Annotated in this window: 17 protein-coding genes; 4 read left to right on the top strand and 13 right to left on the bottom strand. The window is 62.0% G+C overall.

Features of this window, described 5'->3' with window-relative positions:
* Window positions 1-91: 91 nt before the first annotated feature.
* Window positions 92-484, bottom strand: coding sequence for a TIGR02300 family protein (locus NCHU2750_RS19530; RefSeq protein ID WP_119942312.1), 393 nt, complete (start codon window positions 482-484; stop codon window positions 92-94).
* 228 nt (window positions 485-712) lie between these two features.
* Here NCHU2750_RS19530 and aroA point away from each other — a divergent pair, with 228 nt between their 5' ends.
* The 3 genes from aroA to rpsA all read left to right on the top strand — a co-directional run bounded on the left by aroA (window position 713) and on the right by rpsA (window position 4,605).
* On the top strand, window positions 713-2,077 hold the full coding sequence (aroA, locus tag NCHU2750_RS19535) for a 3-phosphoshikimate 1-carboxyvinyltransferase (RefSeq protein ID WP_119942315.1): 1,365 nt from the start codon (window positions 713-715) through the stop codon (window positions 2,075-2,077).
* Entirely contained in the window at window positions 2,077-2,727 is a 651-nt protein-coding gene (cmk, locus tag NCHU2750_RS19540) for a (d)CMP kinase (protein WP_119942318.1), read from the top strand. The genes aroA and cmk overlap by 1 nt, the downstream gene beginning before the upstream one ends.
* A gap of 171 nt (window positions 2,728-2,898) precedes the next feature.
* On the top strand, window positions 2,899-4,605 hold the full coding sequence (gene rpsA, locus NCHU2750_RS19545) for a 30S ribosomal protein S1 (RefSeq protein WP_119942320.1): 1,707 nt from the start codon (window positions 2,899-2,901) through the stop codon (window positions 4,603-4,605).
* Here the strand turns inward: rpsA and NCHU2750_RS19550 are convergent.
* The 11 genes from NCHU2750_RS19550 to rimP all read right to left on the bottom strand — a co-directional run bounded on the left by NCHU2750_RS19550 (window position 4,524) and on the right by rimP (window position 18,546).
* On the bottom strand, window positions 4,524-6,560 hold the full coding sequence (locus NCHU2750_RS19550; RefSeq protein ID WP_162939684.1) for a hypothetical protein: 2,037 nt from the start codon (window positions 6,558-6,560) through the stop codon (window positions 4,524-4,526). The genes rpsA and NCHU2750_RS19550 overlap by 82 nt on opposite strands.
* Before the next feature lie 200 nt (window positions 6,561-6,760).
* Window positions 6,761-7,384, bottom strand: coding sequence for a ribonuclease D (locus NCHU2750_RS19555; protein ID WP_119942324.1), 624 nt, complete (start codon window positions 7,382-7,384; stop codon window positions 6,761-6,763).
* 446 nt (window positions 7,385-7,830) lie between these two features.
* Window positions 7,831-8,823, bottom strand: coding sequence for an Ldh family oxidoreductase (locus NCHU2750_RS19560; RefSeq protein WP_119942326.1), 993 nt, complete (start codon window positions 8,821-8,823; stop codon window positions 7,831-7,833).
* A gap of 89 nt (window positions 8,824-8,912) precedes the next feature.
* Window positions 8,913-9,866 carry a TonB family protein gene (locus NCHU2750_RS19565; protein ID WP_119942328.1) on the bottom strand — a complete coding sequence of 318 codons (954 nt, stop codon included), beginning with the start codon at window positions 9,864-9,866 and terminating at the stop codon, window positions 8,913-8,915.
* Window positions 9,863-10,348 carry a TonB system transport protein ExbD gene (gene exbD, locus NCHU2750_RS19570; RefSeq protein WP_119942330.1) on the bottom strand — a complete coding sequence of 162 codons (486 nt, stop codon included), beginning with the start codon at window positions 10,346-10,348 and terminating at the stop codon, window positions 9,863-9,865. Before exbD ends, NCHU2750_RS19565 begins: the two co-directional genes overlap by 4 nt.
* Before the next feature lie 4 nt (window positions 10,349-10,352).
* Window positions 10,353-11,558 carry a tonB-system energizer ExbB gene (gene exbB / locus NCHU2750_RS19575; protein WP_162939685.1) on the bottom strand — a complete coding sequence of 402 codons (1,206 nt, stop codon included), beginning with the start codon at window positions 11,556-11,558 and terminating at the stop codon, window positions 10,353-10,355.
* Window positions 11,559-11,810: 252 nt separating this feature from the next.
* Window positions 11,811-12,569 (bottom strand): 2-dehydro-3-deoxy-D-gluconate 5-dehydrogenase KduD, encoded by a 759-nt coding sequence (gene kduD / locus NCHU2750_RS19580; protein WP_119942332.1) that lies wholly within the window; start codon window positions 12,567-12,569, stop codon window positions 11,811-11,813.
* A gap of 71 nt (window positions 12,570-12,640) precedes the next feature.
* Window positions 12,641-15,475 carry a translation initiation factor IF-2 gene (gene infB / locus NCHU2750_RS19585; RefSeq protein WP_119942334.1) on the bottom strand — a complete coding sequence of 945 codons (2,835 nt, stop codon included), beginning with the start codon at window positions 15,473-15,475 and terminating at the stop codon, window positions 12,641-12,643.
* Window positions 15,476-15,573: 98 nt separating this feature from the next.
* Complete coding sequence (locus tag NCHU2750_RS19590) at window positions 15,574-16,275, bottom strand: RNA-binding protein (protein ID WP_119942336.1); 702 nt, start codon at window positions 16,273-16,275, stop codon at window positions 15,574-15,576.
* Window positions 16,272-17,885 carry a transcription termination factor NusA gene (gene nusA, locus NCHU2750_RS19595; protein ID WP_119942338.1) on the bottom strand — a complete coding sequence of 538 codons (1,614 nt, stop codon included), beginning with the start codon at window positions 17,883-17,885 and terminating at the stop codon, window positions 16,272-16,274. Before nusA ends, NCHU2750_RS19590 begins: the two co-directional genes overlap by 4 nt.
* A gap of 67 nt (window positions 17,886-17,952) precedes the next feature.
* Entirely contained in the window at window positions 17,953-18,546 is a 594-nt protein-coding gene (gene rimP, locus NCHU2750_RS19600) for a ribosome maturation factor RimP (RefSeq protein ID WP_119942340.1), read from the bottom strand.
* A 235-nt stretch (window positions 18,547-18,781) separates the two neighbouring features.
* Between rimP and NCHU2750_RS19605 the strand changes: the two genes are divergently transcribed.
* Window positions 18,782-20,413: an MFS transporter gene (locus tag NCHU2750_RS19605; RefSeq protein ID WP_119942342.1), complete on the top strand. Its 1,632-nt coding sequence runs from the start codon at window positions 18,782-18,784 to the stop codon at window positions 20,411-20,413.
* Window positions 20,414-20,425: 12 nt separating this feature from the next.
* Here the strand turns inward: NCHU2750_RS19605 and NCHU2750_RS19610 are convergent, their stop codons facing one another.
* Window positions 20,426-21,667 carry a lytic murein transglycosylase gene (locus tag NCHU2750_RS19610; RefSeq protein WP_119942344.1) on the bottom strand — a complete coding sequence of 414 codons (1,242 nt, stop codon included), beginning with the start codon at window positions 21,665-21,667 and terminating at the stop codon, window positions 20,426-20,428.
* Window positions 21,668-21,675 lie beyond the last annotated feature (8 nt).

The following is a 21,675-nucleotide window of genomic DNA, read 5'->3' on the forward strand; positions in this document are numbered from 1 at the left end:
TGGCGGCTTATTACTTCGCCAATTTTGGAAGCGCAAGCCGAAAAATCAAACGTCCGGCAATTTTTCTGAAATTGCCGGACGTTAGCGTCAATTACTGTTCGTCGTCGTCGCCGCCAACGCCGATAATGCCGGTCATATCGTCGTCGTCTTCATCTTCCTGCTCCAGGAAGGTGTCATCTTCATCGTCGCCGATATCGACGTCTTCGTCATCACCCATGTCAGGAATGTCGTCGCCATTGTTGTCGCCGTCGGCATCTTCCAGGGATACGACTTCGACGTCCTGGCTCTCGCTGTCTACTTCCTTGACGTCGTCTTCGTCTTCCGCGGCCTCTTCCATCTTTATCGCGGCGCTGTTTTCAGCGAAGAAAGACAGCGGCCATGCCTTGCCCGTATAGGGGGAGACGACCGGGTCACGGTTCAGGTCGTAGAACTTCTTTCCGGTATCCGGGTCGGTACGTTTGGTTCCGAGTTCCGCTTTTGCCACTGTTAAGCCTCATAAGCCGGCCGATCAGATCGGCGCGCCGCGTGTGCGGCGATGGATGAATGGGTGAAAAATCTAAGCCGGTCCCCATAAGGCCAACAGGTCTTGATGTCAAAGCCTAACTTTCCGGGCTTTCTTGGCCACACGCGGCCAACAAGCGGATGACCGGCAAAACGCTTTGTGATAACGACGGCGCAAAATTCAGAAACGCTTGAGGAATAGGGACACTCAATGTCGCATGGTATCGCGTTGAAGCCGGCAAGGTCGGCTCGCTCGGAAGCTCTCAAAGGGACGATCCGGATTCCCGGCGACAAATCGATCTCGCATCGCTCCTTCATGTTCGGCGGCCTGGCTTCCGGCGAAACCCGCATCACCGGCCTGCTGGAAGGCGAAGACGTTATCAATACCGGCAAGGCCATGCGCGCCATGGGCGCCAAGATCGACAAGGCCGGCGCCGAGTGGATCATCCAGGGCACCGGCAATGGTGCGCTCCTGGCCCCCGAAGCGCCGCTCGATTTCGGCAATGCCGGCACCGGCTGCCGTCTGACCATGGGTCTGGTCGGCGTCTATGACTTCCCCTCGACCTTCATCGGCGATGCCTCGCTCTCCAAGCGCCCGATGGGCCGTGTGTTGAACCCGCTGCGTGAAATGGGCGTACAGGTCTCGTCGACGGAAGGCGATCGCCTGCCGGTCACGCTGCATGGCCCGAAGACGCCGAACCCGATCACCTACCGCGTGCCGATGGCATCTGCGCAGGTAAAGTCCGCCGTCCTTCTCGCCGGCCTCAATACGCCGGGCATCACCACGGTCATCGAGCCGGTCATGACCCGCGACCATACCGAGAAGATGCTGCAGGGCTTTGGTGCGGATCTGACTGTCGATACAGATGCGCAAGGCGTACGCACCATCCGCCTCGTCGGCCGTGGAGACCTGAAGGGCCAGATCATCGACGTGCCGGGTGATCCATCCTCGACGGCATTCCCGCTGGTTGCAGCCCTTCTGACGCCGGGTTCGGATGTCACCATCCTCAACGTCCTGATGAACCCGACCCGTACCGGCCTTATCCTGACGCTGCAGGAAATGGGTGCCGATATAGAAGTGCAGAACGCGCGCCTTGCCGGTGGCGAGGATGTCGCGGATCTGCGGGTCAGATATTCCGAGTTGAAGGGCGTCACGGTTCCCGCCGATCGTGCACCGTCGATGATCGACGAATATCCGGTTCTGGCCGTTGCCGCCGCCTATGCGACCGGTACCACGACCATGTTGGGCCTCGAAGAACTGCGCGTGAAGGAATCCGACCGCCTTTCCGCCGTAGCCGAGGGCCTGAAGCTCAACGGCGTCGATTGCGACGAGGGCAAGGAAACGCTCGTCGTGCGCGGCCGTCCGGGCGGCAAGGGCTATGGCAATGCCTCCGGCAAGGCCGTCGTCACCCATCTCGATCACCGTATCGCCATGAGCTTCCTCGTTCTCGGCTTGGCTTCCGAACATGCCGTGACGGTCGACGATGCCTCGATCATCGCCACCAGCTTCCCGGAATTCATGGACCTGATGACCGGGCTTGGCGCGAAGATCGAGCAGGTGGAAGGCGAAGCCTGATGGGCGTCGTCATCGCCATCGACGGACCGGCGGCAGCGGGCAAGGGCACGCTGTCGCGCCAGATTGCCGAGACCTACGGTTTTCACCACCTCGATACCGGCCTGACCTATCGCGCCACGGCAAAAGCGCTTCTCGACGCCGGCCTGCCGCTGGATGACGAGGCGGTCGCGGAAAAGATGGCGCGCGAGGTCGAACTCGCGGGCCTCGATCGCGATATCCTCTCCGCCCACGCGATTGGCGAGGCGGCCTCGAAGATCGCCGTCATGCCCAGGGTGCGCCGCGCGCTCGTCGAAGCCCAGCAGGCTTTCTCGAAGAAAGCGCCGGGCACCGTTCTCGATGGCCGCGATATCGGTACCGTCGTCTGCCCCGATGCGCCGGTAAAGCTCTATGTCACGGCCTCTCCAGAAGTCCGGGCGAAGCGTCGTTATGACGAGATCGTCGGCAAGGGTGCCGAGGCGGATTATGCCGAAATCTTTGCCGACGTGAAGAAACGCGACGAGCGTGACATGGGCCGCGCCGACAGCCCTTTGAGGCCCGCCGACGACGCGCACTTGCTTGATACGTCCAAAATGGGTATAGAGGCCGCGTTTCAGGCCGCAAAGTCTCTGATTGACCCGATCTTGATGAAGAATGGCCTGACAAGGAATTGATGGAGTGCCGGCCAACCGGCTTTTCGTCCGCAAAGATCCCGCAGTTCAGTCCCAGCGCCGGATAGCCTCCCACGGTATGACCGATTGAGAGAGGCGGGCCTGGACTTCGGGCGTGTTTAACACGAACCACCGGCGCATATGTGTCCGATCCGGGCACGATCAGGAGATTTCATGGCAGTAACTAACCCCACGCGCGAGGACTTTGCAGCCCTCCTCGAGGAATCCTTCGCCTCCAACGATCTGGCAGAAGGCTACGTTACCAAAGGTCTGGTAACGGCAATCGAAAAGGACATGGCAGTTGTCGACGTCGGCCTCAAGGTCGAAGGTCGCATCGCGCTTAAGGAATTCGGTGCCAAGGGCAAGGACGGTTCGCTGAAGGTCGGCGACGAAGTCGAAGTCTATGTCGAGCGCATTGAAAACGCTCTCGGCGAAGCCGTTCTGTCGCGCGAAAAGGCTCGTCGCGAAGAAAGCTGGGTCAAGCTCGAAGCCAAGTTCGAAGCTGGCGAGCGCGTTGAAGGCGTTATCTTCAACCAGGTCAAGGGTGGCTTCACCGTCGATCTCGACGGCGCCGTTGCCTTCCTGCCGCGTTCGCAGGTCGACATCCGTCCGATCCGCGACGTTACCCCGCTCATGCACAACCCGCAGCCCTTCGAAATCCTCAAGATGGACAAGCGTCGCGGCAACATCGTTGTTTCGCGCCGTACGGTTCTCGAAGAGTCGCGTGCCGAGCAGCGTTCTGAAATCGTTCAGAACCTCGAAGAAGGCCAGGTTGTTGACGGCGTCGTCAAGAACATCACCGATTACGGTGCGTTCGTTGACCTCGGCGGCATCGACGGCCTGCTGCACGTCACCGACATGGCATGGCGCCGTGTGAACCATCCGTCGGAAATCCTGTCCATTGGCCAGCAGGTCAAGGTTCAGATCATCCGCATCAACCAGGAAACCCACCGCATCTCGCTCGGCATGAAGCAGCTCGAGTCGGATCCGTGGGATGGCATTGCGGCCAAGTACCCGATCGGCAAGAAGATCTCCGGTACCGTCACCAACATCACCGACTACGGTGCATTCGTAGAGCTGGAGCCGGGCATCGAAGGCCTGATCCACATCTCCGAAATGTCCTGGACCAAGAAGAACGTACACCCCGGCAAGATCCTGTCCACGAGCCAGGAAGTCGACGTCGTCGTTCTCGAAGTCGATCCGTCCAAGCGCCGTATCTCGCTCGGCCTCAAGCAGACGCTGGAAAACCCGTGGCAGGCATTCGCCTACTCGCATCCGGCTGGCACTGAAGTCGAAGGCGAAGTCAAGAACAAGACCGAATTCGGTCTGTTCATCGGCCTCGAAGGCGATGTCGACGGCATGGTTCACCTGTCCGATCTGGACTGGAACCGTCCGGGCGAGCAGGTCATCGAAGAGTACAACAAGGGCGACGTCGTCAAGGCTGTCGTTCTCGATGTTGACGTCGAGAAGGAGCGTATCTCCCTCGGCATCAAGCAGCTCGGCAAGGACGCCGTTGGTGATGCAGCCGCTTCCGGCGACTTGCGCAAGAACGCTGTCGTTTCGGCTGAAGTCATCGCCGTCAACGACGGTGGCATCGAAGTGAAGCTCGTCAACCACGAAGACCTCGTGTCCTTCATCCGCCGCAACGACCTGGCACGCGATCGTGACGATCAGCGTCCGGAGCGTTTCTCGGTTGGTCAGGTCGTCGACGCCCGCGTCGTCAACTTCTCCAAGAAGGACCGCAAGGTCATGCTTTCGATCAAGGCGCTCGAAATCGCCGAAGAGAAGGAAGCAGTTGCTCAGTTCGGTTCGTCTGACTCGGGCGCTTCGCTCGGCGACATCCTGGGCGCAGCCCTGAAGAACCGCGGCAACAACGAGTAATCGTCGTTACCTGAACGTTTGAAGGCCGCCGGACCGAGAGGTTCGGCGGCTTTTTTCATGTCCGCCAGATGCTGCCGGCTACCGGTATCTTCACCCCGGGAATCGGTCCAGCCGGCCATGCGCCAATAGAGATCGCCAGCGCTTGCCTCGGCCGGGTCCTTCCCGATGCTGGCTTCGGCGGCGGTATAACCGGCGGCCTTTTCTGCCGCGGTCATCCTGTCGCGAACGATCTCCTCTTCGGCAGCATCCTCCTGCGCCTGCTCTTCTGCCCCGCTATCGTCGCTCTCACCCTGGAAGGCCTCCTGCTGCGCCGACGAATCCTGTTCCTCGTCCTCGATGGCAGACACCGGAGGGGTCTTGCGCTCTCGCCGCTTCGGCTCTTCTTCGCCGGGAGGATAGGCGGCCACATAGGGCCAGGGCGGGCTTTCTCGGAGCGGGGCCTGCAAGGTGGCGGATGCCGCCGCCAGTGATTGCTCGCTGACATTGCGCGGCGCGGCTGAGCTATTCGCCATGCGCACGTCGTCGGCTGCATCGTCTGTCACGGCAGAATTGGCTGCGAGCTGCTGGGCTGGTGACGAGGTCGCCTCTCGCGTGATCGGAATGCCCGCAGTCTGCTGCTGATCTATCGCCTCCCCAGCCACAGCCTGCTGGCCGGACGCGGCAGCTATTGCGGCGGGGGAGGGCACGTCCATATTGTCGGCTATGGCCGCGGCCCAGGTCGCCAGTTTGGCCACTGCTTGATCGGAAAGCGATGTCCATAGACGAGCCGGAACCGGCATGTCGTCTCCATCGTCTCCGTAAGCCTGCAGCAGCAGAGCCGCCTCCTGAAGCTTGAGCGCGTCCTTCAGTTCCGTCCCGTCGCCGTCTGCCGCCGCCTGCCGCAGATATGCGGCATCCGTCGCTGCAACCGCCGATGTGAGGACGGGTATCGGCACATGGCTTGCCTCGGCTTGGGAGGCGGCGGCCGCAGGCATGGTGGGCTGGGAGGGAGAAGGGTGCGCATCGGCCTGAGCCGGGCCTGGCATGGCTGGGCCGGATGGCTTGGCGTCGGCCATCTGCCCGGCGACGGCCGGCTTCTCTGCCGGGGATGCGGATGGTGCCGGCGCCGACGCGGATGCTGTTGCCGGCTGATTTGTGGAGCCGTCGCCAGCTTTCGCCGACATGGCAGGGCGATCAGCGCCCGTCGCGGCTGGCTGTTGCTGCGCGCCCGCTGTGCGGCCCGCACCTGCGGCGTCAGCTTCGGCATTATCCGAACCGATTGCGCTCGCAATCCCGTCAGGTGTGTCGGTGGCCGCGCCGCCGTCGGCAATTGCCGGGCTTCCGGCAATCACGGCTGTTCCGGTGCCTGTTGGGGCTCCACCAGCCTGGTTCGGACCGCCGCCCGTCGCCGTTGCGCCGGCAGCACTGCCATTGACAGGCGGACGGCTGTCATTGGCTGCCGGAGGAGGTTCGCTACCGTCGTTTTGCTGGTAGGAACTGACGACGGCGTTCGCTGCCGGATCCTGCTCCGCACTGCTCGCCATTTCGATATAGACGGCAAGCCGCGCCGCGGCAGCCCCGGTGGGCTCGCGCAAGACTTCCGCCAGAATGCGCAGTGAGATCCCCTGGACGATCTGGTTCAGCAGTCGCTCGATATTCGCCACCTCGGCGGGTTTCAGCACCTGGACAGCGTTGAACAGCCGGCTCGTATAATCGGCGAGCGTCTCGCCGTCCTGTCTCGGCGTCTTGAGCAGCTTTCCGATCGTTTCAGCGAAAACGGATGATCCCTGGGCGAGCTTGAGCTGGGCGGAAAGCGACATGGCGTCCGACCGGGCGCTGGAAATGGCACTGGCCTTTTCCGGATCTGACTGTTGTGTGCCGGAAGCCACGTCGACACGCGGGCGGGTGGCCGCGACCTGCGACTGGCTTTGGAAATCGATATTTGAGCTCAGCGCGGCTTGAACGGGTGGCAGCATCGCCTGTTCCATCTGTTGTCTGCGACGGTGGACAGTACGGCCAGGTTGAACGCAACGCGAAAGGCTGCGGCCACAACGCCTCATGGCGCGATGATGCCGATTGATGAATGCTAGTTGGAAATGGTTAACGGCTGGCTAACTATCGTTAAGGTAGTTTTAAGCCGGAGGCCTTGCGGCCGCTGAAGCGGGGCGGCTTCGTTTCAGCTATGGGCAAAAATGTCTGTTTCGTCCCAGCCGAGCAGGTCCAGCTTGGCACGGGTCGGCAGGAATTCGAAACAGGCCGCGGCCAGCTCGGCGCGCCCATCGCGCTCCAGCCGCATCGTCAGTTTGTCCCGCAAGGCATGCAAATGAAGCACGTCTGATGCCGCATATTCCAGCTGTGCCTGGGAAAGTGTCGCGGCTGCCCAGTCGGTTTGCTGCTGTGCCTTCGAAATATCGACCTCCAGCAACTCGCGGAGGTTATCCTTGAGCCCATGCCGGTCGGTATAGGTTCGCGTCAGGCGTGAGGCGATCTTGGTGCAGAACACGGGTGTCGTCGTCACGCCGAAGGTGTAGAACAGCACGGCAATGTCGAAACGCCCGTAATGAAATATCTTTTGGCGCGAAGGGTCGCAGAGGATCCCGACCAGATTGGGTGCCTGTTTCTGCCCGGCGGCAATGCGGATGACGTCCGCCGTGCCGTCTCCGGGAGACAGTTGCACGACGCAGAGCCTGTCGCGGCGCGGCACCAGCCCCAGCGTTTCGGTATCGATGGCGATTGCGTCGCTGTAGCGGGCGGCATCTTCCGCAGAAATATCCCCTTCATGGTAGCGTATCACGGCCATGGATGCCTTCCCCGATCTCACGTTTCGCAATCGCTATAACGCGGCTTGCCTGGTTGCGATACGCTTATGATGAAACAAGTGCCATCACGATAGCGAGCAAATGCTCAGCCTTGCACATAATGCATTGCTGCAATGCACCGAGCCGGCTTGGCGAAACCGGTACGGTCGGCTTATAAGCTTGTTCATCGAACGACGCACTCCTCCTCCCAGTGTCGTTCGAGACGGATCGACAACATCCTCCTCCTCCCAGTTGTCGATCAAGTTTAAAGCCTGGCGCATCCTCCTCCCGCGCCAGGCTTTTCGCTTTTCTGGAGGTTTTTCACAAAAGTTTTGGGCTTCTGTTTGATGGCTTCGCGCCATTCGTAGGCGTGCCGTGCCATGCGCAACGGGTTGCGAAATCCGCGTTGGCCGAGGCATGCTGGGGCCTCGGCCGTCCAGCTTCCGGCCTACCTGAGCGCCTCGATTGCCTTCACCACATCTTCCTCGATCTTCAGACCATTCCTCAGCGCCTCTGCGCGTAGACCGCGCCCTCTGCGCCCGGGAAGCCTTACGCCATCCTGCTTTGCCATCTCGGCAGCAAGGTCGGCCATCCGATGAGCCGTGCCTCCGCTATTGCCCGCGTCTGGATCGATGACAATGATCGTGTGGCCAAGCTTCGGGGGAGGTCCGTGCTCATCGAACAGCGAACTGGCCTCGTAGGAAAAATTTGCGCCAGCAAGCCCGGCGGATAACACCTCCACCATCAGTGCCAGTGCTGCGCCTTTCGCGCCGCCTGACGGCGCCATCGTGCCCTTCAGTGCGGCCGCGGCGTCGGTCGTCGGGTTGCCATCGATATCGAATGCCCAATCGTCTGGAATGCTCGTGCCCTTCTGGGTTGCTTCCATGACCTTGCCGCGAGCGACCTTCGACAGTGCAAGGTCGATCACCAGCGGCGTGTGGCCGGCGACCGGAACGGCGAAGGCGATCGGATTGGTGCCGAACAGCGGGCTCTTCCCACCCCATGGTGCCATGGCAGCGGGAGCGTTGGCGAACATCATCGCAATCAACCCCTGCTCGGCAAAGCGCTCGACGGTCAGCGCCATGACGCCGGCATGGTGCGAGCGACCGATCGTGGCAAAGGCGATCCCCTGTTCATGGGCAATCGCCGGTAGTTCTTCAGCTGCAAGATCGAGTGCGGGAAAGGCAAAGCCATGGGCTGCATCGATCGACAGAACGGCTGGACGAGGGCGAACTGCCTGCGGCAATGCGGAGCCATCTACCTTGCCAGTGCGTACCTGCCTGACATAGGCAGGCACACGGCGAAGGCCATGGCCCGACTGGCCGGCTGCTTCGGATTGAACGAGTGCACGCGCCACCGACAAGGCCGTTGTCGGCAATACGTTATTTTCCTCGAAGACGCTTCGAACCAGCGTCTCGGCTTCGTTGAGTTTCAAATGCATCAGGCAGTCCAGGGGTAGGTGTGGGGGTCGTCCGACCACTGGAGACCTGCCGCCGCTCCGATTGGGGCGGCGACACGGCATTTAAGCGGTCACTTGCACTCTACGGCCTGGGTGAGCGTGCTGGCAACACCTGATGGCGGTGTTGGGATCGGCGAGGCGCGCCGGATCGCGGCAGTCACATAATCGTCGATCTGCGAATTGCCCGACGAGCGTGCAACCGATACCCGGCCGATATTGCCGCTGCCGTCGAAGCTGAAGCTGACGGCCACCACGCCCGTATCACCGCCGGGGCAGCGTCGTGCATTGCGGGCAATCTTGGCCCTGACCCGGGTCATCCACTGCGCCGGAGAAACCGTCTGCGAGAAGATCGATCCCGTTGCCGACTGGGTCGCGGCGTTGCGGTTGGACTGCTCGACCTGTGCCTTGGCCTCGACAGTTTCCTTCTGCGCCTGTTGCTGCTGTTGCTTGCGGCGCTCAACCTTCTTCACCTGCTCCTTCTTCGGTTCCGGCTTCTTAGCCACTTCCGGAGGCGGAGGAGGGCGCACTGCCGGCAAAGGCACCTCGACATTGTCGAGTGCGGCAGTCATCTGCTCTTCGATCGGATCGGGCTGCTCGACAGGCTCCGGCGGTTGCTCGGGCATCGGCTGCGCGATTTCCGGTTCCGGCGGCGTCGGTTCTTCCTGAACCGGTTCCGGCGGCGGTGTCTCGACCACTTCCGGCGGCGTTTCCACGGGCTCGGGGGTCGGCTCCGGTTCCGGGTCGGGCTGGGGCTGCTCTACCGGTTCCGTCTGCTTGCTGTCCACCTGCTGGGAATCGGCCGTGTCCGTAGTGATCTGCTCGGCGTCGGTATTGGTTGCTTCCGGCTCGGGCGCGAGCTCGATCATGATGGCCGCCGGCGGAGAGCTGTCCGTTTCGGTAACCGGGTCTTCCTTCATGAGCAGGGCGGCCGCAGCGAGATGGGCTGAGAGCACAACGACACCCGCGCCGACCCAAAGGGAGACCTCGCCGATCCGCCGTCCGCGATAGGGAGCTGCAGGGTTCATTGACCTGCTCCGGCCGCGGGCGCGGCTGGCTGAGCGCCGGCGGGCTGAGCTCCCGCAGGAGCGGGCAATGTCTCGAGCCCGACAAGCGCAATCTTCAGATATCCGGAATCGCGCAGCAGGTTCATCACTTCCATGAACTGCCCGTAGTCGACAACCTTATCGGCGCGCAGGAAGATTCGGGTATCCTTCTTGCCGCCGGTCACCGTATCCAGCCGGCTCGCCAGCTGATCGCGCGGCACCGGGTCGTTGCCGAGATTGAGCGTAAGGTCCGACTGAACCGTGAGGTAAAGCGGTTCGTCCGGGCGCTGCGCGGGCTTGGCGCTCGACGCCGGAAGGTCGACATTGACATCGACCGTCGAAAGCGGTGCGGCGACCATGAAGATGATCAGCAGAACGAGCATGACGTCGATGAACGGCGTTACGTTGATCTCGTGATTTTCCTGCATGTCTTCGCCGTGATGTTCGCGAATGCCGCCGGCCATGGACTTATTCTCCGGCGACGAGCGACATCGAAGCGGGCTTGCGACCGCCCGGCGGCACCTTGCGGAAATCGAGATCGCGGCTGACCAGCCGTTCGACACCCGCGGCAGCATCGGCGAGAAGTTGGCGATAGCCCGTCACCGAGCGCGCGAACACGTTGTAGATAACGACGGCGGGAATGGCGGCGACGAGACCGATAGCCGTTGCCATAAGCGCTTCGGCGATACCCGGTGCCACGACCGCGAGGTTGGTCGTCTGCGTCTCGGATATCCCGATGAATGCGTTCATGATGCCCCAGACGGTGCCGAACAAGCCGACGAACGGACCCGTGGAGCCGATGGTTGCCAGGATGCCCGTGCCGCGTGCGATCCGACGCCCAGCAAAGGCTTCGATCCGCGACAGGGAGGAGCCGACGCGCTCCTTCACGCCATCGCCTTCCACGTGATCGAGTGCGGCTGCGGAAAGCTGCATCTCTTCCGCCGCAGCTCTGAGCATGTAGGCGGCAGGACCACCTCGGCTCGCTGTGGCATCAAGCGCCTCGGCCAGCGTGCGGGATTTACGGATGATCTTGATGGTGTTGCCGGCGCGGGCGCGGGCGCAGGCCAGTTCAAGTGTCTTGACCAGCCAGACGGTCCATGTTGCGAGCGAAGCGATCGCAAGCCCGATCATCACTGCCTTGACCACCCAGTCGGCAGCCATGAACATGCCCCAGGGCGACAGATCATGCGGAATGGTCAGCGGCTTCGGCTCTTCGGCCGGCGCGAGTTCGGTCACGCTTTCCTGCGGTGCAGGGACAGCAGAGGGTGAACTCTGGTTCGTGGCAGCCGGCTCGGGCGTGGTGGACGGTGAAACGGTAGAGGGAGACTGCGCTGCAGACGGTTCGGTTGCCGCAGGAGCGGGCGTCGTCCCTTGGGTTACCGGTGCAGGGGGCTGAGAAGCCGCCGGTACGGTTGCTGCAGGGGCGGGCGCCGCGGGCACGGTTGCCGTCGGCGCGCCACGGCCGGTCGTGGGCGCTGCCGTCGACGTGGGGGCGGTCTGCGGCTCGGATGTCTGCGTCTGTTGCAAGCTCGGCTGTTGCGCCGGAGCTTCCTGGGTCTGGGCCATCGCCGTGGCACCCAGCAAGGCCAGCGCGGCCGCGGTCAGACCAAGTTGTTTCGCGACATGCGCAAGACGGCGGCTTCCGGCGGCAGCTGGGGCGAAATCAACAGACATGGCAGACGATACTCCGACTATTGCCGAAAGGCATTCTTGCCGGCTCGGCACGCAACAATTCGGCCACGGGCCATCCGTGGCGAAAGCAGGCTTTGCTGCTATCCGATAATAAACATGACTACAAATGGCAACTAATAAATCTTGAGTGATGCCACCAATTTTAAATTCAGGATGTTGCAGATGACAAAAGACAATTGCAACCGCCGCACAGATCTGCGGCGGCGCTTGGCTTTTGTCTGCCCAATCCGGCCGTTAACGGGCGAGCCAGCCGCCGTCGACCGGCAGTACTGTGCCATGGACATAGTCAGAAGCTTCAGACGATAGAAAGACCGCCGCCCCGCCGATCTCCTTCGGCTGCCCCCAGTGACCGGCCGGGATGCGGGCCAGAATGGCGGCGTTGCGATCAGGGTCTGCGCGCAGGGCGTCCGTATTGTTGGTCGAGAAATAGCCCGGTGCAATGGCGTTTACATTGATGCCCTTGGCCGCCCACTCGCAGGCGAGCAGCCGCGTCAGCCCGGCAAGCCCGCTCTTCGACGCCGTATAGGACGGAATTCGGATACCGCCCTGAAAGGAGAGGAGCGACGCGATATTGACGATCTTGCCGCCTTTGCCGGCGGAGACGAGACGACGCGCAAAAGCCTGGGAGAGAAAGAACACGCTCTTGAGATTGAGGTCCATCACCGCATCCCAGTCGGTCTCGGTGAACTCCAGCGCATCGGCACGCCGGATGATGCCGGCATTGTTGATAAGGATATCCGCACCTCCGGCCCAGGCAACGGTCTCGTCCATGATGCGCTCGATCGGGTCGAGCGTAGCAAGATCCGCCGAGATCGGCAGGCCTTGGCCGCCGACATCGGCAATCATGGCTTCCGTCTCGGCCATCGATGACCGTCCGACCAGTGCCACCTTGGCTCCGGCCTCCGCCAGAGCGACTGCTATCGCCTGCCCAAGGCCGGTATTGGCGCCGGTGACGATTGCCGTCTTGCCGGTCAGGTCGAACGAATTGGCCATGCTTCCATCCTCACAAAGAAAAACCGCCGGGAACTTCTCCCCGGCGGTTCGTAACATGGCTTTTATCAAGCTTAAAGCGTGCGCGTGATGTGTTCCACGCGGAAGCACTCGATGATGTCGCCGGCACGGATGTCTTCGTAGTTTTCGAAGGCCATACCGCATTCCTGACCCATCGGCACGTCGGCAACTTCGTCCTTGAAGCGCTTGAGCGTCTTGAGCTTGCCTTCGTGGATGACGACGTTGTCGCGGATGAGGCGAACGCCTGCACCGCGCTCGACCTTGCCTTCCGTGACGCGGCAACCTGCGACCTTGCCGACCTTGGTGATGTTGAACACTTCCAGGATCTCGGCATTGCCGAGGAAGGTCTCGCGGCGTTCAGGCGAAAGCAGGCCCGACATCGCTGCCTTCACGTCATCCACCAGATCGTAGATGATGTTGTAGTAGCGGATCTCGATACCGTTGCGCTCGGCAACCGTACGGGCCTGGGCGTTTGCACGAACGTTGAAGCCGATGATGGCTGCATCCGATGCTTCTGCAAGCGAGATATCCGATTCCGTGATTGCACCGGCGCCCGAATGGACGATACGGGCACGCACTTCGTCGGTACCGAGCTTGTCGAGCGATGCGATGATCGCTTCGACCGAACCCTGCACGTCGGCCTTGATGACCAGCGGGAATTCCTTGAAGCCGGTATCCTGCAGCTTGCTCATCATCTGTTCGAGCGAACCGCGCTGGCCGGACTGGCGGGCAGCAGCCTTGTCGCGTGCCAGACGCTGGCGATATTCGGAAATCTCGCGAGCGCGGCTTTCGTTTTCGACGACGGCGAAACGGTCACCCGCAGCCGGAGTGCCGGACAGGCCGAGCACCTCGACCGGCATGGCCGGGCCGGCTTCCTTGACGTGATCGCCCTTGTCGTTGACGAGAGCGCGAACACGGCCCCACTGATCGCCGGCAACGATGATCTGGCCGGGCTTCAGCGTACCCTTCTGGACGAGCACGGTCGCAACCGCACCACGACCACGGTCGAGCTGTGCTTCGATAACGGTACCTTCGGCGGTACGGGTCGGATCGGCCTTCAGGTCGAGAATTTCGGCCTGCAACAGGACGGCTTCGAGCAGCTTGTCGAGGTTCGTCTTGTTCTTGGCCGATACTTCGACGTCGAGCACTTCACCGCCGAGCGATTCAACGAAGACTTCGTGCTGCAGAAGCTGCTGGCGGACCTTGTCCGGCTTGGCTTCGTGCTTGTCGATCTTGTTGATCGCCACGATGATCGGAACACCGGCCGCCTTGGCGTGATTGATGGATTCGATCGTCTGCGGCATCACGCTGTCGTCGGCTGCGACCACGAGGATCGCGATATCCGTCGCCTGCGCACCACGAGCACGCATGGCCGTGAAGGCGGCGTGGCCGGGAGTGTCGATGAAGGTGATTTTCTGGCCGTTCTTTTCGACCTGATAGGCACCGATATGCTGGGTAATGCCACCGGCTTCGCCGGAAACGACATTCGCCTGGCGGATGGCGTCGAGCAGCGAGGTCTTGCCGTGGTCGACGTGACCCATGATCGTGACCACGGGCGGACGCGTGACCATTTCACCCGCATCGTCAGCCTTGTCGAAGATCCCCTCTTCGACGTCGGATTCCGAAACGCGCTTGACGGTATGACCGAATTCGACGGCGATGAGTTCTGCGAGGTCGGCGTCGATGACGTCGCCCGGCTTCATCATCTGGCCTTCCTTCATCAGGTACTTGATGACGTCGACCGCGCGTTCGGACATGCGCTGCGACAGTTCTTGGATGGTGATGGTCTCCGGCAGGATGACTTCGCGGATAACCTTTTCACGGGTTTCCTGCATCTGGCTGCGGCGGAACTTTTCCTGACGGCGGCGCATGGCGGCCATCGAACGACCACGGGCGTTGCCGCCGTCATCGTCGGTGCTGGCAGCGGTGATCGTCAACTTGCCCTGACGGCGACCTTCGTCGCCCTTCGGGCGTGCCGGGGGCTTGGCCGGAACCGCTGCTACCACACGGCCACGGCCGGGGGCACCAGATGGGCCACGGGCTGGGCCGCGATCATCGTCATCGTCATTGCTGCGGCGGCCGCGTATCGCGCCGGGCTGCGCATCGGCAGATGCCGGCGAACCTGGACGTGGAGATTGCGGGCGGCCTTCCTGGGCGCGTGCGGCAGGGGCAGGGCTGCGTTCGGCAGCGCGGGCGGCAACCGGTGCAGGTTCAGCGGGTGCGGCTTCGGGCTCGGGAGCCGGAGCTGCTGCGGCCTCGGCTGCGCGGCGCGCGGCCTCTGCTGCTTCCTCGACCTTGCGGCGCTCTTCTTCAACCTTGCGGCGTGCTTCTTCCTCGGCACGCTGCTTGGCTTCGATCACATCGCGGGCCTGTGCTTCCATCAGCGCACGGCGACGTGCTTCCATTTCGCCCGCCGAGAGGTCGTGGAGCACGTTCGGGCGCTGCGGCTGGCGATGCGGCTGGCTGGACTGTTGCGGGCGCTGGCCCTGCTGCTGTCCGTGATTGGAGCCGGGGCGCTGACCCTGATGGGAGCCAGGACGCTGACCCTGCTGCGGAGCGGCGGGGCGCTGGCCCTGCGGTGCCGGCTGATGGACGCGTTGCTGCGGCGCTGCGGCGGCAGGGGCCTGCGGACGCGGCGGCTGGGGAGCTGCAACCGGCTGGGCAGCCTCTACGGGCCGCTGAACCGGCGCCGGGGCCGGGGTAGCAATCGGGGTGATCGGCTTTTCGTCCAGTGGCCGCGTCGGGCGGCGCTTTACCGTCTCGACGACGACCGCCTTCGTGCGACCGCGACCCATGTCCTGACGCACTGTGCCCTGGTTCATCCCAGATGGCTTCAGGGTGAGAGTCTTCTTAACGCCGAGTGTCTTGTCGTCTTTGTTGTCGGTCATTCCGTTCCTGTTCCTTCGAACGGGACCGGATGGTGACATCAGGGCCCGTTAATCGTGCATAATTCCGTTACGGTGTCCGGCTGGAGCCGTTGCCCGTGTCATTGTTTCGGCATGTCAGCGACACCCTTCGGCTGGGACAGACCGCCATTGCGGTACTGCTCAAGTAGGTTTGCGCGCTTCACTACACCTTCACCTGCCTGCCCTGCAAGCGCGCAGGCATGGATAAAAGCATTCTCGCCCATCACTTCGTCCAATTCCGCGCTGGTGAGCGGTGAAAAGGACGGAATGTCTTCCTCGGCATCAGTGCCGAGCTTCCAGGCCTTGCGAGCCTGGTCGATTTTTCTCACTCCGTCCGCGGCCGCGTCCGAAGCATGGAAATAGCCGACGGCGGCGCCGGAACGCACCGCTGCATCGACTTTCATCGCGCCGGTTATGAACTGACCGGCCTTGCGGGCCATGTTCATCATGCCGGTAAGATCGGCCACCAGAAGCCGGTCTACGAGTGCGCCAAGATCGTCTGCCGCTTTCGTCTCGCTTTTGAAGGCGCGCGAGAACAGCTTTCTCTTGACCGCCCGATCGACGAGTTGCCGGTCGATGCCGATCCAGCAGCCCCGTCCAGGGAGCTGCCGTTTCAGGTCCGGTACCACGCTCCCGTCGGGAGCGCGTACGAACCGGATCAGCGCCTCAGGGCTTGCCGCCTGTCGCGTGACGATGCAGGTGCGGTCGTTCACGACGAAATCGTCCGGCCACTGATCGTCCAAGCCATCGGCACCATCCGTATCGACACCTGCCGCGATCATTCCTGATCGGCGGCGGCGGCCTCCTCCTCAACCTCTTCGGCTTCCTCTTCCTTGGCGAGATCCGCTTCGGTGATCCAGCCGGCCAGTAGGCGGGCCTGAACGATCATGTTTTCGGCCTCGACGCGCGAAACGTCGAACTTGGAGAACGTGCCTTCGAACTTCTTCGTTTCGCCGTCCTTGCGTTCCGACCAGCCGACCAGATCGTCGGCAGCGCAGCCGGCGAAGTCTTCGACCGTCTTGATGCCTTCTTCGCCGAGCGCCACCAGCATCTGGGCGGTAAGACCCTCGATCTGCTTCAGCTCGTCCTTGACGCCGAGTTCGATGCGCTTGGCATCGTTTTCAGCTTCGATACGCTCCAGATATTCGCGTGCGCGGGTCTGGATCTCGTTGGCGGTATCCTCGTCGAAGCCGTCGATCGACGAAATTTCGTCGAGATCGGTATAGGCGAGTTCCTCGACCTGGGCAAAACCTTCCGATGCGAGCACCTGGCCGACCATTTCGTCGACGTCGAGCGCGGTCATGAACAGGTTGGTACGCTCGTTGAATTCCTTCTGGCGGCGTTCCGATTCTTCGGCTTCCGTCATGATGTCGATATCCCAGCCGGTCAGCTGCGATGCGAGACGGACGTTCTGGCCGCGGCGGCCGATGGCGAGCGACAACTGCTCGTCCGGAACCACGACTTCGATGCGTTCTGCGTCCTCGTCGAGAACGACCTTGGCGACTTCAGCCGGCTGCAGGGCGTTGACGATGAAGGATGCCGGATCCTGGCTCCACGGAATGATGTCGATCTTTTCGCCCTGAAGCTCGCCGACGACGGCCTGAACGCGCGAACCGCGCATACCGACGCAGGCGCCGACCGGATCGATCGACGAATCGTTGGAGATGACGGCGATCTTGGCGCGCGAACCCGGATCACGGGCAACCGACTTGATCTGGATGATGCCGTCGTAGATTTCCGGCACTTCCATGGTGAACAGCTTCACCATGAACTGCGGATGGGTGCGCGACAGGAAGATCTGCGGGCCGCGCTGTTCGCGACGGACGTCGTAGACATAGGCGCGGACGCGATCGCCATAGCGCATGTTTTCGCGCGGGATCATCTCGTCGCGACGGATGATGCCTTCGCCACGGCCGAGATCGACGATGACATTGCCGTATTCGACACGCTTGACGGTACCGTTGACGATTTCGCCGACGCGGTCCTTGAACTCGTCGAACTGGCGGTCACGCTCGGCTTCGCGCACTTTCTGCACGATGACCTGCTTGGCCGACTGGGCGGCGATGCGGCCGAAATCCATCGGCGGCAGCGGATCGGCGATAAAGTCGCCGATCTTGGCGTCGACATTGCGGTCGCGGGCAAGTGCCAGCGGGATCTGCGTGCCGTAGTCTTCTGCGTGCTCTACGACTTCCAGAAGACGCTGAAGGCGGATTTCGCCGGTCTTGGAATTGATGTCGGCGCGGATGTTGGTTTCAGAACCGTAACGCGAGCGTGCAGCTTTCTGGATGGCGTCGGCCATCGCAGCCAGCACGATCTCACGGTCGATGACCTTTTCGCGGGCTACTGCATCTGCGATCTGCAGAAGTTCAAGCCGGTTAGCGCTCACTGCCATTGTCGTTGGTCTCCGTAAGTCCAATTCTGACAGCCTCTCCCTGCTGGAGAGGCCGGTTGAGAGTGGGTTATTCTTCGTCTTCCGCTTCGTCGTTCTGGTTCGCAGCCTGCTGCTTGGCGAGCTTGTCGGCCCTCAGCGCATCGCGGATCAGATCGTCCGTCAGGATCAGTTTGCCTTCGGCCAATGCCGAAAACGGGATCATGACCCGAGGTTCCTCGCCATAGGCGACTTGGTCCCGCTCGATGGTGAAACCGTCTTCATTGACATCGGCAATCTTGCCGCGGAACCGCTTGCGGTTGTCGACCATGATCGACGTCTCGCATTTCACCAGATGGCCGGTCCAGCGAACGAAATCCGACTTGCGCACCATCGGCCGGTCGATGCCGGGCGAAGACACTTCGAGATGATACTCGCGATCGATCGGATCTTCCACATCAAGAACGGGTGAGATCGCCATGGAGACGGCCTCGCAGCCATCGACATCCATCGTGCCGTCATTGCGCTCGGCCATGATCTGCAGGGTCATGCCATTCAGGTTCAGCATGCGAACCCTCACCAGCCGATAGTCCATGGCGGTCAATACCGGCTCGATGATCTCGGCGATTCTCAGGTCGAGACCTGTCTCGACGATGAGACGCGGCTCGTGGTCTGTCTGCTGCATAAGCTCTCCGGTTCAATGCCCGCGTCCGTGATGCGGGTTGAAGCGATCGCCTAACAAAAAAGAGCGGGTCCGGTCGGGCCCACTCTTCATCGGACGATCAAGAATATGGCGTCCATATACGCCCTCGGCCCGGTAATTGCAAGGCATGCACTTTTTCTCCGGCAAAGCGCTGGAATTGGCACGTCCGATCTCTATAACCGATACATAGACCCGAAAGAGGAGCTAGGGCCACAACGTGCCGGATCGGATAGCAACGCTTGCGCCATTCAAGAACCCGACCTTTCGTATCATATGGATTGCGAGCCTTGCATCGAATTTCGGGGGTCTGATCCAGGCTGTGGGTGCGGCCTGGATGATGACCTCCATCTCCAGTTCGCAGGACATGGTGGCGCTGGTTCAGGCATCGACGGCATTGCCGATCATGATGTTCTCGCTGATTGCCGGTGCGCTTGCCGATAACTTCAATCGGCGCAGTCTCATGCTGACGGCTCAAGCCTTCATGCTGGTCGTGTCCGTGGTACTGACGGCTTTTGCCTATCTCGACCTGTTGACCCCCTGGCTTCTGCTGCTGTTCACCTTTCTTCTCGGCTGCGGCGTGGCGCTCAATAACCCGTCCTGGCAGGCGTCGGTCGGCGATATCGTCTCCAGAGACATGCTCCCGCAGGCGGTGACGCTGAACAGCGTCGGCTTCAACATAACGAGAAGTGTCGGACCGGCGATCGGCGGGGCCGTCGTGGCGGCTGCCGGCGCCGCGGCAGCCTTTGCCCTGAATGCCGCCAGCTATGTCGCGCTGATCTATGCCTTGATCCGCTGGAAGCCTGAACGGCGGGACGATAGCCTGCCGAGGGAAACGATGGCGCAGGCGCTTTCGGCGGGGCTTGGCTACGTCACCATGTCGCCCAACATTCTCAACGTGCTGTTTCGCGGGCTTCTTTTCGGCTTTTCTGCCAGCGTTGTTCTGGCGCTGTTGCCGGTCGTGGCGCGCGACCTCGTCGACGGTGGGCCACTGACCTACGGCATCATGCTCGGTGCGTTTGGCCTGGGCGCGATCGCCGGTGCCATGGCCAATTCCCGGCTCCGGGAAATCTTGTCCAGCGAACGGATCGTCCAGTTCGCGTTCCTGGGCTTTGCCGCAAGCTCCGCCATCATCGGCTTCAGCACCAATATCTGGCTGACTTCAGTCGTCCTGCTTGTGCCCGGTGCCTGTTGGGTTCTGGCCTTGTCGCTGTTCAACACGACGGTGCAATTGTCGGCGCCACGCTGGGTGGTCGGCCGGGCACTCTCGTTCTACCAGACGGCTACGTTTGGCGGTATCGCCGCCGGCAGCTGGATCTGGGGTCTTCTTGCCGAGGATCTCGGCATCTCGGCTGCCCTCAGCATTGCCAGCCTTGCCACACTGGCGGGCGCGCTCGCCGGCATCCGCACGCCATTGCCGCAATTCGCCGACGTGGATTTGAGCCCGCTCAATCGCTTCAATGCCCCCATGCTGAGGCTGGATTTGAAGCCGCGTAGCGGCCCGATCGTGCTGCAGATCGACTACGAGATCGACGACAAGGATATTCCGGAATTCCTCACCCTGATGGCGCGCCGACGTCGGGTGCGCATTCGCGATGGCGCACGCCAATGGGCCTTGATGCGCGATCTCGAACAGACCGATATCTGGACCGAAACCTACCATACGGCCACCTGGGCCGATTACGTCCGCCACAACCAGCGCCGTCTGCAGATCGATGCCGAGATCTGGGATCAGATCCGCAGGCTCCACAAGGGCGCGGACGGGCCGCGTGTTCATCGCATGATCGAACGGCAGGCAATCCCGCCGAGCGACGACATCTTCCACAAGCCGCATATCGACCTGCATCATTGATGTCGGTCGTTTCTACCTTAGTTTCGCCTTCAGCGATGCATCCGGATAACAGGTCGGCGCAAGTCCGGCCTTCGCCTGCCAGTCGCCGAGCGAACGCCGCGTCTTGAAGCCCGGCAGCCCGTCGACATTGCCGACGTCATAACCCTTGGCCACAAGGGCCTTTTGCATCGCAAGTACGTCGGAACGCAGCATCTTGCCGACATCACCCCAGTTCGCCTGGAAGGGACCGGCCCCATGGGCGATGCGATCGGCGAGATTGCCGATGAACAGCGCATAGAGGTCGGAATTGTTATATTGCTTGAGCACGTAGAAATTCGGCGTGACGATGAATTCAGGCCCGAAGCGGCCGGCCGGCAGCAGCATCATGCCGTCGGCCCTGAGTTCGGATGAGGGAAACGCCTTGTCGGAAATGCGCGCAATCCCGGTCGAAACCCAGGCAGAGATCGGCTTTGCAAGGTCCGGCCCCTCCTGCGCGCAGCTGACTTTGGCGGGGATCGATACCTCGAACCCCCAGTCGCGCCCGCGCTGCCAACCCTCTTCGTTGAGGTAATGGGCGATCGACGCGAGCGCGTCCGGCACCGAATTCCAGATGTCCGGATGCCCGTCGCGATCGAAGTCGACGGCGTATTTGAGATAGCTCGATGGCATGAACTGCGGCTGGCCGAGCGCCCCGGCCCATGAGCCCTTCATCTCTGTGGCCGTTGCATCGCCGCGCTGGATCATCGTCAGCGCCGCGATCAGTTCGTCGCGGAACATCTCCTTGCGGGTCGACATGAAGGCCTTGGTTGCCAGCACCTGGATCGCCGAATAGGGCATGCGCGCCTTGCCATAACCGGTTTCACGCCCCCAGATCGCGATCAGGATCTCGCCCGGAACGCCATACTTGGCTTCGATCTGCTTCAGCGTCGAGGCATAGGTCGATGCAAGCCCGCGGCCGGTCTCGGCCAGCATCTGCAGCCGTTTCTCCGAGAAATAGGCACCCGGAGAGGAAAATTCCGCCTGGCTTTGGTCCTGTTGTTTCGGCGGCTTGGAACCGGGCGGCACTAGATCGGGCAGATCCCAGTTCAGTGTCACGCCCTTGAAGGCGGCTTCGATCGTACGCTGCGAAATGCCGGCCTTGCGCGCTTGCGGGCCAAGATCGGTGGCGATCCATTGCTGGAACTGCCTCTCGACATCCGGCCTGTTCTGGGCAGAGGCGGGGAGCGGAAGAAGAAGTGCTGCGAAAGCCGCCAGAGCGATGAGTGTCTTGCGCATCGTTCCTC

This window comes from Neorhizobium sp. NCHU2750 (genome assembly GCF_003597675.1).
Lineage (GTDB): Bacteria > Pseudomonadota > Alphaproteobacteria > Rhizobiales > Rhizobiaceae > Neorhizobium.

What these genes read in the sequence shown, in the direction of transcription:
- nusA (WP_119942338.1), bottom strand. Translation starts at nt 17,885, where the DNA reads ATGGCAGTGAGCGCTAACCGGCTTGAACTTCTGCAGATCGCAGATGCA.
- NCHU2750_RS19565 (WP_119942328.1), bottom strand. Translation starts at nt 9,866, where the DNA reads ATGAACCCTGCAGCTCCCTATCGCGGACGGCGGATCGGCGAGGTCTCC.
- NCHU2750_RS19610 (WP_119942344.1), bottom strand. Translation starts at nt 21,667, where the DNA reads ATGCGCAAGACACTCATCGCTCTGGCGGCTTTCGCAGCACTTCTTCTT.
- infB (WP_119942334.1), bottom strand. Translation starts at nt 15,475, where the DNA reads ATGACCGACAACAAAGACGACAAGACACTCGGCGTTAAGAAGACTCTC.
- NCHU2750_RS19555 (WP_119942324.1), bottom strand. Translation starts at nt 7,384, where the DNA reads ATGGCCGTGATACGCTACCATGAAGGGGATATTTCTGCGGAAGATGCC.
- NCHU2750_RS19560 (WP_119942326.1), bottom strand. Translation starts at nt 8,823, where the DNA reads ATGCATTTGAAACTCAACGAAGCCGAGACGCTGGTTCGAAGCGTCTTC.
- kduD (WP_119942332.1), bottom strand. Translation starts at nt 12,569, where the DNA reads ATGGCCAATTCGTTCGACCTGACCGGCAAGACGGCAATCGTCACCGGC.
- rimP (WP_119942340.1), bottom strand. Translation starts at nt 18,546, where the DNA reads ATGCAGCAGACAGACCACGAGCCGCGTCTCATCGTCGAGACAGGTCTC.
- NCHU2750_RS19590 (WP_119942336.1), bottom strand. Translation starts at nt 16,275, where the DNA reads ATGATCGCGGCAGGTGTCGATACGGATGGTGCCGATGGCTTGGACGAT.
- exbD (WP_119942330.1), bottom strand. Translation starts at nt 10,348, where the DNA reads ATGGCCGGCGGCATTCGCGAACATCACGGCGAAGACATGCAGGAAAAT.
- exbB (WP_162939685.1), bottom strand. Translation starts at nt 11,558, where the DNA reads ATGTCTGTTGATTTCGCCCCAGCTGCCGCCGGAAGCCGCCGTCTTGCG.
- NCHU2750_RS19550 (WP_162939684.1), bottom strand. Translation starts at nt 6,560, where the DNA reads ATGCTGCCACCCGTTCAAGCCGCGCTGAGCTCAAATATCGATTTCCAA.
- cmk (WP_119942318.1), top strand. Translation starts at nt 2,077, where the DNA reads ATGGGCGTCGTCATCGCCATCGACGGACCGGCGGCAGCGGGCAAGGGC.
- aroA (WP_119942315.1), top strand. Translation starts at nt 713, where the DNA reads ATGTCGCATGGTATCGCGTTGAAGCCGGCAAGGTCGGCTCGCTCGGAA.
- rpsA (WP_119942320.1), top strand. Translation starts at nt 2,899, where the DNA reads ATGGCAGTAACTAACCCCACGCGCGAGGACTTTGCAGCCCTCCTCGAG.